This window comes from Bacteroidota bacterium (assembly GCA_016714535.1).
Lineage (GTDB): Bacteria > Bacteroidota > Bacteroidia > AKYH767-A > OLB10 > JADKFV01.
The window spans coordinates 246,741-260,287 of record JADKDR010000005.1 but is presented as its reverse complement, the minus strand read 5'-3'; the positions used below and the strand labels follow the sequence as shown (position 1 = coordinate 260,287).

Annotated in this window: 12 protein-coding genes; 7 read left to right on the top strand and 5 right to left on the bottom strand. The window is 38.9% G+C overall.

Annotated features, from left to right (window positions below):
- Window positions 1-12 precede the first annotated feature (12 nt).
- From IPO27_08730 to IPO27_08700, 7 genes are all read left to right on the top strand, one after another.
- Window positions 13-594 carry a hypothetical protein gene (locus IPO27_08730; protein ID MBK8846605.1) on the top strand — a complete coding sequence of 194 codons (582 nt, stop codon included), beginning with the start codon at window positions 13-15 and terminating at the stop codon, window positions 592-594.
- Window positions 595-634: 40 nt separating this feature from the next.
- A complete protein-coding gene (locus tag IPO27_08725) occupies window positions 635-1,282 on the top strand; it encodes a sigma-70 family RNA polymerase sigma factor (protein ID MBK8846604.1) in 648 nt (215 codons plus the stop codon).
- Between the two features lie 2 nt (window positions 1,283-1,284).
- Window positions 1,285-1,551: a hypothetical protein gene (locus IPO27_08720; GenBank protein MBK8846603.1), complete on the top strand. Its 267-nt coding sequence runs from the start codon at window positions 1,285-1,287 to the stop codon at window positions 1,549-1,551.
- A 54-nt stretch (window positions 1,552-1,605) separates the two neighbouring features.
- A complete protein-coding gene (locus IPO27_08715; protein MBK8846602.1) occupies window positions 1,606-2,601 on the top strand; it encodes a T9SS type A sorting domain-containing protein in 996 nt (331 codons plus the stop codon).
- A gap of 8 nt (window positions 2,602-2,609) precedes the next feature.
- Window positions 2,610-3,083: a YHS domain protein gene (locus IPO27_08710; protein ID MBK8846601.1), complete on the top strand. Its 474-nt coding sequence runs from the start codon at window positions 2,610-2,612 to the stop codon at window positions 3,081-3,083.
- Between the two features lie 8 nt (window positions 3,084-3,091).
- Window positions 3,092-3,472, top strand: coding sequence for a DoxX family protein (locus IPO27_08705; protein ID MBK8846600.1), 381 nt, complete (start codon window positions 3,092-3,094; stop codon window positions 3,470-3,472).
- 95 nt (window positions 3,473-3,567) lie between these two features.
- The gene (locus IPO27_08700; GenBank protein MBK8846599.1) at window positions 3,568-6,645 is read left to right on the top strand and encodes a glycoside hydrolase family 9 protein; all 3,078 of its coding nucleotides are present in this window, start codon (window positions 3,568-3,570) and stop codon (window positions 6,643-6,645) included.
- Window positions 6,646-6,747: 102 nt separating this feature from the next.
- Here IPO27_08700 and IPO27_08695 read toward each other — a convergent pair whose 3' ends face one another.
- The 5 genes from IPO27_08695 to IPO27_08675 all read right to left on the bottom strand — a co-directional run bounded on the left by IPO27_08695 (window position 6,748) and on the right by IPO27_08675 (window position 13,499).
- Window positions 6,748-7,665 carry a DUF4835 family protein gene (locus tag IPO27_08695; GenBank protein MBK8846598.1) on the bottom strand — a complete coding sequence of 306 codons (918 nt, stop codon included), beginning with the start codon at window positions 7,663-7,665 and terminating at the stop codon, window positions 6,748-6,750.
- A gap of 17 nt (window positions 7,666-7,682) precedes the next feature.
- Window positions 7,683-8,870, bottom strand: coding sequence for a bifunctional phosphopantothenoylcysteine decarboxylase/phosphopantothenate--cysteine ligase CoaBC (coaBC, locus tag IPO27_08690; GenBank protein ID MBK8846597.1), 1,188 nt, complete (start codon window positions 8,868-8,870; stop codon window positions 7,683-7,685).
- A 238-nt stretch (window positions 8,871-9,108) separates the two neighbouring features.
- A complete protein-coding gene (groL, locus tag IPO27_08685) occupies window positions 9,109-10,746 on the bottom strand; it encodes a chaperonin GroEL (GenBank protein ID MBK8846596.1) in 1,638 nt (545 codons plus the stop codon).
- A gap of 132 nt (window positions 10,747-10,878) precedes the next feature.
- Window positions 10,879-11,154: a co-chaperone GroES gene (locus IPO27_08680; GenBank protein MBK8846595.1), complete on the bottom strand. Its 276-nt coding sequence runs from the start codon at window positions 11,152-11,154 to the stop codon at window positions 10,879-10,881.
- Window positions 11,155-11,417: 263 nt separating this feature from the next.
- Window positions 11,418-13,499, bottom strand: coding sequence for a serine hydrolase (locus IPO27_08675; protein ID MBK8846594.1), 2,082 nt, complete (start codon window positions 13,497-13,499; stop codon window positions 11,418-11,420).
- Window positions 13,500-13,547 lie beyond the last annotated feature (48 nt).

Genomic DNA, 13,547 nt, shown 5'->3' with positions numbered 1-13,547 from the left:
GCCTTAATGGCTATGCTCGCTGTCCCTAAACTACCTGCACAGGAGTCTATTGTAAAGCAGAGCCGCTTGTATGATGTTAAGCACCTTGTGCTTAACTTAATTTTTGACTTGGCTAAAAAGAATTCAACGGGGACATGTAAAATCACTTTAACTCCCACCACGGATCTTGATTACATAGTTTTAGATGCGGTAGATCATAGTTTTCAAAAAATAATAATCGATGATGAAAAACTCCTTTTCGATTATCAGACACCTGATCTTACAAAAAATTCAAAAAAACATTTCAAAAAAAACACGCCTGTTACGGTTACCATATATTATCATACGAATCATGTAAACGAAATAAATCCAACTGTACTAAGTGGAAGCAATGCCAATGGGTTGCGATTTTCGCAACCTGCTTCTAAAGATCCCCTAAAACCAAAGGAAGTCTATTCATCAGGCGAATTCAGAGGAAACAGGTATTGGTATCCTTGCAACGAAAATCCGGCTGGCCGCCCCTATATGCTAACTCGAAATTTGAAATTGCTATCTTGCTTGCCAATATTTTTTCTCAATTTTGTAAGGAATAGTTCCGGTATACGACTTTATTGAAACTACAAACAACGAAAAGATATAGGAAAACATCAATTAGTTGAAAGAAGAAAAGGAAATAATAATAAATAGACCCGATATACCTATTGGGTCTAATGGTAGTGCCAGGCACTCACTGGATATGAGCAAATGGGTTGAGCGCTATGCCGACTATTTGTTAACTATGGCCATATACAAAGTAAGTAAACGTGAAGATGCTGAAGACCTCGTACAGGAAGTATTTATGGCAGCATGCAAGAGTGTGAAGTCATTTAAAGGTGAATGTAATGAACGGACATGGCTTACCGTTATTATGAAAAACAAGATTGTTGACTATTACCGAAAAGCGAAAAATGAAAAATCTTTTTCAGAATACCTGAATGAAACCGAAGAGTCCTTTGATCAGCATTTCTTTGACCAAAGTGGTTTTGGCAGATGGATTAACTTAATACAGCCCAATTACATTTCGAATAATGCAGATCGTAAAGTGCTCAATTATGAATTTCAAAAAGCAATGGAGTTTTGCCTGGCCAAACTACCAAAGCGGCTGAAGGGAGTATTCATTTCAAAATACTTTGATGATGAAGACACAAAAGATATTTGCAAAGAATATGAAATTACAGATTCAAATTTATGGGTAATCCTATTCAGAGCAAAAACGATGTTGCGTAGCTGCCTCGAAAAAAAAAGAAATAATTTAATACCGTGACTATGATAAATTATATTCGTAGAATACTAAACAATTGCCAGGATGCATCAGCAAAATCGCTCATGCAAGGCGAAGTTCAGCTTTCAATCAAACAACGTTTTGAGCTTTGGCTTCATATTTTGTTTTGTAATTGCTGCAAAAACTTTGTTCATCAATCGCGTATTATAGACCAATCTATAAAACTGCTAAAGAAAAAAGCAGACTCCGAAAATCCTGAATACAAAGCTTCGCCACAATTAAAAGACAAGCTTGAAAAAATAATTTCATAGCTCCTTGTAAGTAATACTTTATAAACTCGTCTAACTAGTAAAATAAATAAAACAATGAACAAATCATCTTTGAAATTAATCTATACCCTGGCAATGGTAATGCTATTTCATGCTACTAAAATAAAGGCGCAGCAGGTACCACTGACTACTGTGATTGAGCACTTTACGAATACCAAATGTAGTATTTGCAAATCAAAGAATCCCGGCTTGCATACTAACCTTGTCAGTCATCCGCAGGTGATGCATCTTAGCATACATCCCAGTTCGCCATACAGCACCTGCATTTTGAGTCAACAAAACACTGCAGCCAATGATGCACGCACTAACTTTTATGGCATTTATGGGGGCACACCCCGCATTGTGATTAACGGTAACGTTATACCATCAAACGTGAATTTTTCGGATACAGCATTATTTACACCCTACCTTAATCAATCCAGTGCTTTTGAGTTAAGTGTGATCAGCACTTACTCGTCACCCGATACATTAACTTACACCATTACTATAACTAAAAAAGATAATAGCAACTTCTCTACTGTGAGCCTATTTAGTGGAGCATCTGAAGATACTGTGTTTGTAAATGGTGGTAATGGAGAATTAGAACATTATAATGTATCTCGTTTTGCAGTTCAGGAGTTCATTATGCTTCCGCTTCTATTAAACGATTCCATTATTATTACAAGAAAAGCCCATGTTAAATCATTCTGGGACAAAATGCGCATGTATAGTTTTGCAATGATACAAGATCAGGGAACGAAGCAACTAATTCAGGCAGGACAAAGTTCTCTTACTTCACTATCCCTAGGTGTAGCCTCACTTACCGAGCCAACACAACTATTGAAACTCTACCCTGTTCCTTCCAAGGACATTATCAATATAGAAGGACAAGAAAATTTTCATTTTACAATTTACGATTCAGCACTGAAGCAACAATCAGATGGATATTCTAACAGAGGATCAATTGATATTCGTCAATTGAAAGCAGGCCTTTATGCTTTGAAAATAAAGAAAAGCAACAATTACTATTATGCTAAGTTTATAAAACAATAAAATTGAAAATGACTATTACATTGCGAATATGGATATATCTGCTTGTTTACACATGCGCCTCACTTTCGAACCTGCACGCACAGATACCTGCTAATGCAAAACATATAAACGCAGACAAAGGAATTGGTGCTGGCGGTTATGACCTTACCGTTTATATTATCAAACAAAAAGCAGTAAAAGGCAAGTCGCAATATTCTGTAAAACATGGAGGTATCACTTACTATTTTTCGAATGCAATAAATCAAAAGTTGTTTGAAAAAAATCCTGAAGCATACTTGCCTGAATATGGCGGTTGGTGCGCCTATGCCATGGGCAACTCAGGCGAAAAGGTAGAAGTTGACCCAGAAACGTTCAAAATAATTAACGGCAAACTATACCTATTCTATAATTTTTATTTTAATAATACCCTAAAAAGCTGGAACAAAGACGAACCCATACTAAAAAAGAAAGCGGATACAAATTGGCTAACGCTGAATAAATAAAACCCGATATGAAAAATAAACTAATCTGGATACCAAGATTAATAGCATCATTTATTTTACTACAAACGCTTTTCTTTAAATTCAGTGGAGCCGAAGAATCCATCTTTATTTTTTCGCAACTAGGTGCAGAACCTGCAGGCCGCATAGGCAGTGGGGTTATTGAATTGATTGCAGGCATTTTGCTATTAATTCCGTGGTTTTCGGGTTGGGGAGCCTTAATTGGTGCTGGAACTATGGCAGGCGCTTTACTTTCGCATTTGTTTGTATTGGGAATAGAAATAAAAAATGATGGGGGACAACTATTTGCTTACGCGCTCATTACTTTTATCTGTTGTTGCATTCTTATACTTTATCATCACAAACAGGTTTTATTCTGGATGAAACGATAATGCATGATCATTTTGCTAGAGCAAAATGGGAACTCCAAATACTTGCAGGTATCTAATTTTTTCTTCTAGATTTACGCACCTAATCCATAAATCAGATGAAAAAAATAATCCAATATGCACTACCAATTGCTATCATCTTTTGTAACTGTACCCATATACTTTTTGCACAAACAATTGACAACCATATTAAAGTTGATCAGTTTGGTTATCTGCCCGGTGCACAAAAGATTTGTGTAATCAGCAATCCTATCACTGGTTTTAATGCTGGCCAGGCATTTATTCCTTCGCTAGAATACAAGGTAAGAAGGGTGTGGGATAATCAAACCATCTATACAGGAAATGTGGTTAGCTGGAAAAACGGGATAACCCATAGTCAGTCGGGCGATAAAGCGTGGTGGTTTAATTTCAGTGGAGTAACTGAATGTGGCAAATTTTACATTTATGATTCAATTCAAAACAAACGCAGCTATGAATTTGAAATAAGCCCTTGTGTATATAACGAAGCCCTTAAAATGTCGCAACGTACTTTTTACTATCAGCGATGTGGTGTAGTTAAAGACTCTATCCATGTTGGGCAATGGAAAGATTTAGCCTGTCATAATCATTCTAATCAGTTTACGCAATGCAGGTTGGTAACAAATCCTATACTATCAACTCAAAAAGATTTATCGGGTGGTTGGCATGATGCAGGCGACTACAATAAATATGTAAATTTTGCATTCAATACCGTGCATGATTTATTGAGCGCTTATGAACAAAACCCGGGAGTTTGGAGCGATGATTATAACATACCTGAAAGTGGAAATGGAATTCCTGATTTGCTTGATGAAATAAAATTTGAACTCGATTGGATTTTAAAAATGCAAGACAGTATCACAGGAGCAGTATTAACCAAAGCGGGAACAAGCTTTAATTCGGCTTCACCGGCAAGTGCAGACCTTAGTGCAGACTACTATGGCGCGGCAAGTACATCAGCTACCTTAACCGCAGCATCTATGTTGGCACATGCAGCGAAGGTCTATCAGCCTATCAATTCAACTTATTCACTCAAACTTAAAACCCGGGCAACACTTGCTTGGCAATGGGCAAGTGCCAATCCGAATGTACAATTCTCTAATAGTGGATGCACCAATGTTAGTGGCGAGTACGATAATGACTATACCTACCATAAACTAATGGTAAAAATTGCAGCCGCATGTTACCTTTATGCTGCAACGGCTGATACTACCTACCGGACATTTTTTAATTCGAACTACACTCAAGTTCATTTAATGCAATGGACATTTGCTTATCCCTTCGAATCGAGCTATCAGGAAATGTTGCTATACTATACTAAAATAAGTGGTGCCACCACAACAGTTAAGAACAATATACTCAATACGTACCACACTGCCATGACCACAAACGGAGCCGATAATTTACAGGCTTTTATGGATAGCACCGATGCCTATCGTGCATTTATGCAAAGTTATGATTACACATGGGGCAACAATATGCATAAGTGCTATAAAGGAATCATGTTTGGCAATATGAATGCATATCAACTTGACACATTAAATAAATTGAATTTTTATCGGGCAGCTTCTGGTATGTTGCACTATATACATGGCATCAATCCATTGGCTATGGTTCATTTGAGCAATATGTACAATCATGGTGCAGAAAACAGTGCCAACGAGTTTTATCACGGTTGGTTTGCCGATGGCACCCCTTATGACAATGCGCTAACAAGCTTGTATGGACCTCCACCGGGATTTTTACCCGGAGGAGCAAATCCCAATTATGCTCCGGATGCTACCTATGGAGGCACCATAAGCCCGCCTCAAAATCAGCCAACCCAAAAAAGCTACAAAGACTGGAATACAAGTTGGCCGCAAAACTCATGGGAAATTACAGAAAACGCCATTTATAGTCAGGCAGCTTATTCGCGTCTGGTATCGCAATATGCTTGTGCAGTTTGCACAAGCCCTGCTGCCATTGCAGGTCCTGCAAGCGTTTGCAACAGCAGTAGTGCTACCTATTCGGTGACAAGCGCTATGGCAGGCACTACTTACAATTGGTGCGTTACGAATGGATACATCAGCAATGGACAAGGAACTAATACTATTACCGTTAACTGGACAAATGGAAGTTCGGGTGTGGTTACTATTTATAAGCAAGAACCAAATAGCGGCGTTGCTATTGGCAAGATAACAATTACGATTATTTCGAATGTAGCCATCACCAACAGCGGAAACAATACGATTTGCATAGGTTTGGGACAGACCAGAATTCTAACTGCTCCGGTATACTCCGGTGCAGCATATCAATGGTTAAAAGGTGGTGTACCCATAGTAAATGCTACAACTAATACGCTAACCGTTACAAGCAGCGGAAATTATAAAGTTAGTGTATCCTTTAATGGATGCACCAAAACTTCCAATTCGATAGGTATAAAAACCGCCAAACGTCCCTCCTCTTCCATTGGCGCACCTGGAGGCAGCAATATTTGTGGAGGTGCCAGTCCAACCTTGCAATGCATCAATACCAATCAAACAGGTCTTGGTTTTCAATGGATGCGGAATGCTACCAACATTCCCGGAGCTATAGCGAATTCCTACACTGCAACTGTTACCGGTGCCTATCAGTTGGTTACTAATACCTCTAGTGGATGCACTAGAAGTTCTTCAGTTATAAATGTTACCGAATCGAGCATTCCACCAATCAATCCTGCGGGTACAATAAATTTTTGTGCCGGTGATAGTGTTTTACTTTCTACTGCGAATGGCGGGGGCTATGTTTATCAATGGAAACATAACGGTAACGATATACCCGGGGCAACACAATGGCTACAATACTTTTCTCAAAATGGCAATTATAAAGTTGTTGTTACCGATAACTCAGGCTGCACACTTACAAGCTCGACTACCATATTAAACATCAATTGCAAACTGAAACAAGCGGTTACACCTTCTGCAATTGCTTACCCCAACCCTTTTACGAATGAAATAATAATCGAATTAGGACTTGAAGTTGCAATGGTGCTTATACTTGACAATACAGGACGCGAGATAGAAAAGAACCTGCCTTTAAGCAGCACCATAAAAAAAGGAAAAAACTTGAGTCCTGGTGTATATATTATAAAAATAAATTATTACGATAAAACCGAGCAACTGCGTGTGGTCAAGCTTTAACCACTAAATAAAAATATTTTATAAATAATCCTTAGCTATATTAAAGCAGCGTTAAGTCCAATTCCTTATTTGGCATTTTCACCTAACTGAAACAGTTTGCAATTACTGCGTAATTGCATCATACTTGCTTGCGTTTGGAATATCAATTTCCTGCATAGCAAGTTTTACGCTATTTTTCATATCGGGAGGAACGGGCTCTCCCTTGAAGATATTGATAATCTCATCAGACTTAGCATAACAAAAGTTTTGCAAAAGCCATGAGGTTGGGCGTGTTTGCTGAATTTTTTTTAATGGAAGTATGGCTTCTGAAATGGTGCGTAAGGATGTAGGTTGATCTTTGGTCATTTCGTCTAAGCCTTTGCGGTGCATTTTATACATTAGTTCGCGTACAGGTTTAAATAATGGGGCATTGATATTTTCGCACAACCAATAACGATTGCGGTCGCTCTCAGCAGCGCGCCATCCGGGTTCTGAAACATTTGCACTATTGTTTACAATTACCTGAGCCTTGCTAAAAAAAACTGTACCACCCAAGGGTGAATACGAATCGTAGTCAAACCCAAGCATCATGAAAGCATAAAAAGCAAGCACATTAACCAGATTGGTATTGGATCCATTTTCGTTCCACTCCAGTTGCTGAAACTCCACAAACTTAAATTGAAACTTGTCATCCTTTATATTCATTAATGGAGAATTGTAGGTAGACTTATAAACGGGTCTGTTAGAGGTAATCTGAATGCTTCCGGTAAAATCATTATTGGATGGACGAGTGTCAATAATAATATTGAGCGAACAATCAATTCGTTCTTCACTCTTAAACTTATCAGTAGACCAACGTGTGTTATTCATAAACTCTGCAATAACCTGCTGCATGTTGTTGAATACATTTCGGTCACTGTTTGCAATTTTCTGGCTATTAATGCTCACAATGCAACGAAGTTCTTGCGCATTGGAATTAATTACACTGCAGAGTGAAATTACCACTGCTAACAGTATTCTTGTTTTGATATACATTTTCATTTTACAAAAATATGGTTTTAAAATGTTGCAGCTACTAAATCTAAAATATCATTTGCTACATCCTTCTTTGTCTTTAATTCAAAATGAGTCACTTTTTCGTTTTTGTCTAATACGGTAATCTTATTTGTATCGGTTCCAAAGCCGGCTCCGGCATCGCGCATGCTATTAAGTATAATCAGGTCCAGGTTCTTGCGCTTTAGTTTTCCCCTGGCATTTTCAATTTCGTCATTGGTTTCGAGTGCAAAGCCCACCAAAGTCTGCCCCTTTTTTTGCTCTCCAAGTGTAGCTAAAATATCTGTTGTTTTCTTAAGCTTAATCTGCATTTCATCGTCCTTCTTTTTAATCTTTATAGCAGCAACAGTTTCAGGAGTATAGTCGGCAACGGCTGCACTCATAATAAAGGCATTACATTTCTCAAACTCCAACTCACACGCTTTATACATTTCTTCTGCGCTATCAACCCAAATTGTTTTTACTTCCTTGTGCGCAAAAGTATCGCCACCCTTTCCTGCTATTAACGTTACCTGCGCTCCACGCTTTGCTGCTTGTTCTGCAATTGCATACCCCATTTTGCCGGTGCTGTAATTGCTAAGATAGCGCACAGGGTCAATAGGCTCACGTGTTGGGCCCGCACTTACCACTATGTGTTTACCAGTAAGGTCTTGCTTGCCTTTGAGTAAACGCAAAATTTGTTCAACTATTATTTGCGGCTCTTCCATTCTTCCCTGCCCTACCAATCCGCTTGCAAGTTCACCGCTTGCCGGGCCTATTATGCTTACGCCATTCTGCTTTAATATTGCCAAATTTTTTTGAGTTGTAGCATGTTCAAACATGTCCAAATCCATAGCCGGGGCAAGCATTACAGGACAGCGTGCACTCAGGTAACAGGCAAGCAGCATGTTATCACAGACTCCATTGGCCATTTTTGCTATGGTATTGGCACTACCCGGTGCAACCAACATTACATTGGCCCACAAGCCAAGTGCAACATGATTGTTCCATTGTGCCTGGCTGGCAATATCACTTACAACTACATTGCGGCTTACAGTGGCTAATGAAAGTTCGCTAACCATTGACTTAGCCGACTCGGTAATAACTACCTTTACCTCGCAACCGGCTTTTATCAATAATCTCACCAGGTCAGGAGTTTTATAGGCTGCAATGCTTCCGCTTATACCCAGCAATACTTTATGGTTAACTGCCATTTATTGAAATATAAAAAATTAAATTTTTAAAAAACCACTAAAGACTTCTTGTCAAGATTTTCATATCCATAATCCCCAACCTCTGTATATCTTGAATCTTGATGACGTCATTATTATTAAGCGCAAATGTATTTAATCCAAACAAATAAATACAACACGCAAACACTCCGTTGTATTCTAACAAAAAGCCCGCTCAATTGAGCGGGCCTTACGGTTAAAACAGCCATATATATTTTTCTTAATATCCCATTCCATCCATACCACCTGGCATAGCCGGAGCAGAAGGCTTGTCTTCTTTAATATCGCTTAATACACACTCGGTAGTAAGTAACATACCTGCAATAGATGCTGCATTTTCAAGGGCAACACGGGTTACTTTTGTAGGGTCTATAACACCTGCAGCAAGCATTTTTTCATAACTATCGCTACGAGCATTATAACCAAAATCATCCTTACCATCGCGTACTTTCTGAACTACGATTGAACCTTCTAAACCGGCATTTTGAACTATCTGACGAAGAGGCTCTTCTAATGCACGCTTGATAATAGCGATTCCTGTACTTTCATCATCGTTATCACCTTTCAACTTGGATTTTTCAATTGCCTGAATGGCACGGATGTAAGCTACACCTCCACCCGGTACAATTCCTTCTTCAACAGCTGCGCGGGTTGCGTGTAATGCATCATCTACACGATCTTTTTTCTCTTTCATTTCAACTTCTGTAGCTGCACCTACATACAATACAGCAACACCACCGGCAAGTTTGGCTAAGCGCTCTTGCAATTTCTCTTTATCATAGTCAGAGGTAGTGGTTTCGATTTGTGCCTTTATCTGATTAACACGCGCTGTAATATCATCTTTAGAACCAACACCACCCACAAGAGTTGTATTGTCTTTGTCGATGGTAATTTTTTCGCAAGTACCTAAATAAGTCAAGTCGGCATTTTCTAATTTGAAACCGCGCTCTTCGGCAATTACAGTTCCACCGGTTAGAATTCCGATATCTTCCATCATTGCCTTTCTGCGATCGCCAAATCCCGGAGATTTTACTGCAGCTATTTTTAAAGAACCACGAATTTTATTTACTACTAATGTTGCCAACGCCTCTCCATCTACATCTTCTGCAATGATTAATAATGGACGACCTGTTTGAACAGTTTTTTCCAAAATTGGTAACAACTCTTTCATGCTAGATATTTTCTTATCGTATAATAAGATGAAAGGGTTTTCTAAAACAGCTTCCATTTTGTCGGCATTGGTAACAAAGTATGGAGAAATATAACCACGGTCAAACTGCATACCTTCTACCACTTCAACATGGGTTTCGGTTCCTTTTGCTTCTTCTACGGTTATAACGCCTTCTTTTTTTACACGACCCATTGCATCGGCAATTAGTTTTCCGATGGTGGCATCGTTGTTTGCAGAAATAGTAGCAACTTGCTCTATCTTGCTATTATCGTCACCAACTTCTTTGCTCATGTTTCTTAATTCAGCTACCACACTTGCAACAGCCTTATCAATACCACGCTTCAAATCCATTGGATTTGCACCTGCAGCAACATTTTTCAAGCCTGCCGTTACAATTGCCTGGGCTAATACCGTTGCTGTAGTTGTTCCATCACCGGCTACATCAGCTGTTTTGCTTGCTACTTCTTTCAACATTTGGGCACCCATGTTTTCAATCGGATTTTTCAATTCGATTTCCTTTGCCACGGTTACTCCATCTTTGGTAATGGATGGTGATCCATATTTTTTGTCGATAATTACATTACGACCTTTGGGGCCTAACGTTACCTTAACTGCATTTGCTAATGCATCTACTCCGCGCTTCAGCGCATCGCGTGCTTCTAAATTAAATGTGATATCCTTTGCCATTTTATTGTTTTTATTTCTTAGTTATTAATTTTTGATTTTTTATTTGAAATTTTTGAAAGCAGAATTTGATTCGAATGCTAGGCAAGCTTTTTACTCACTGTGCTAAACGTTTTTTATTTTCAACTTTACAATTTACACTACTGCGAAAATATCGCTTTCGCGCATAATTAAATATTCCTTACCTGAGTGATTAATCTCAGTACCGGCATATTTGCCATACAAAACCTTATCGCCAACCTTTACGGTCATAGGTTCGTCTTTCTTACCTTTACCTACAGCTACTACGGTGCCTTGCTGTGGTTTTTCTTTTGCAGTATCAGGGATAATAATACCTGAAGCTGTTTTTTCTTCGGCTGCTGCTGCCTCAACTATTACGCGGTCAGCAAGAGGAGTGATGTTCATAGACATTTTAATTTTTTTTAATTTAATTTTACTTAAGAATTTATTAAGAATTAGGAAAAAATTTCCTCTGCCCCTTCTTCAAATTTATTGCCATAAGTGGATGTAACGCATTTTTGGCAGTTACCCCTAGGATAATGGATTTTACGTGGCAGATGGATGGAAAATGTGGCAGTATGAAGTCGCTTATCAGTCCCTTGGCCATTATCAATAATCTGCTAAGAAGCTAAAAATAACAAGGCAAAAATAAACCGAAAATGGAATATGAAATCTTAAAGTTTCACAAACTTGCCCTGCTGATACCCCTTGTCAGTATGAATAAGTATAAAATAGGTTCCACCTTCTAATCGGGAAATATCAACAACTCCATTGCCCGGTAAACTTATGCCTGAGTAAACTAACTTGCCATAAATATCATAAATGCTGAAGGCTGCATGCGATGTTACATTTAAAACAATTTTATCGGTGGCCGGTATAGGATATATTTTAGGACTAATATTTTCTGTTGTTTCTTCCATCATTTTGCATGTAGCCGAAACAGCAACAGCAACCGAAGATTTTGAACATCCGGCAGCATTTGTAACAATTACCCGATAATTACCTGTAGCATTTGCTACATAATTTTGTGCAGTAGCTGATTGTATAGTATTCAATCCCTTTTGCCATTGATAGGCATAACCACTTCCTGAATTAGCAAGCAGGTTGACACTTCCTCCGGGACAAAAAGTTGTTGGACCTTGCGGAGTAATAGATGCGGAAGGCAATCCATTAACAGTTACTTGTATTCCGTTGGGCGTAGTGCGCGAACAACCGGTTATCGAATTTGTTACGGTAACCTTATACGTTCCACCACTGTTTGCTACATAGGATGAGTTAGTTGCTGCTGCAATTATATTATTTGCTTTTTTCCACTGATAGGTTTGATTTGCAACTGATATTGCATTGAGTGTCACATTTTGCCCCTTGCAAAATGCAATTGGGCCAGCAGCTGTAATTGTTGCATTTGGCAAATTGTTTACGGTTACCGAAAGTTGCGCACTCGCACCTTCGCCATACTGATTGCTGCCGCGCACAGTTACATTGCCGCTAACTGCTGTTGAACTAATATTTACAGTAATGGTATTGGTAGCGCTAGTACCTGCAAAGCCTCCGGGCAATGACCAAACATAGCTAGTTGCATTTGTTATGGGTGTTACCATGTACGTAACTTGCTGCTGACCCTTACAAACGCTTGCAGGTCCTGTAAGTACTCCATTGCAGCCGGGTATTGCATTCTTTACAACGCGATATAGGATAAATACTACTGCCGAAATACCGGATGGATATGCATTGCTTAGTCCGCATACAGCAATACCTGAACAGTTATCATAAATTACTTTGTTCTTATATCCCCAGGTATCACCTCCATGTCCCCAATAGGTATAACCCTGCGTAGTCTCTTTGCTTATACCTAAGCCATACTGATAAAATGGACTTGTGGTAGCAACAAAATTAGTAAGCTCAGCTAGTGAATTGGCATTGAGCAACTGCCCCGAAAAGAGCGCGTTGTAAAACAAATCTACCTCCTTAGGTGTAGAAAACATTGCTCCGGCATAACCAACTGCCGTATTAAGTCCTACCCGCGAAGTATCGTGATAGTCAACTCCATTCCACCAGCGATGCGCTATTACAGGAATTTCGGGTTCTGATACATCGTAGAATGTATTTGTAAGATTTAAAGGTGTAAGTATACTATCGCGAATGAGTTTAGAAAGGTGTATGCCGGTTGCATTTTGTATAATCATACCTGCAATTACATAGTTGGTATTTGAATAACTCCATCCTGTGCCTGGCGCAAAATATGGTGCACCTACCCAACCTAGAACTTCGTGCGGAGTAAAAACCCGTGTGGGATTATTTTTAATCGTATCAAACCATGGCGAAATAAAGAAAGGATCGGCTACTCCACTTGTATGATTTAATAATTGTCTGATTGTAATGTTAGGATTGATATTACTATAAGAAGGTATCCAGGATTGTATGGGATCATTGAGGTTAACAATATTCTTCTCGGCAAGCTTGAGCATAATGGTTGAAAGATACAGTTTGCTAATGCTGGCAAGGCCAAACTTCATATTATTGGTAATGGGTTGCCCGGCATGCGATACTCCAGCTACGCCTTGCCAGGTGCCTTGCCCCGGCACATAAACTGCCGCGCTCATACCCTTAATATTATTGATTGCAGTAAAATAATGATTGAGCGAATCTTGCAGCAAAGTAGCTAGTTGCTGATTAAATGATTGGGCATTGCTATTACCCGAAATTCCAAAACCTATTATTATGACAAGGCATAATGTATTCAGTTTATTTTTCATCTCAATTGTGTTTTGATTTTATGTAAATATAACCCGTTTTGCAATACC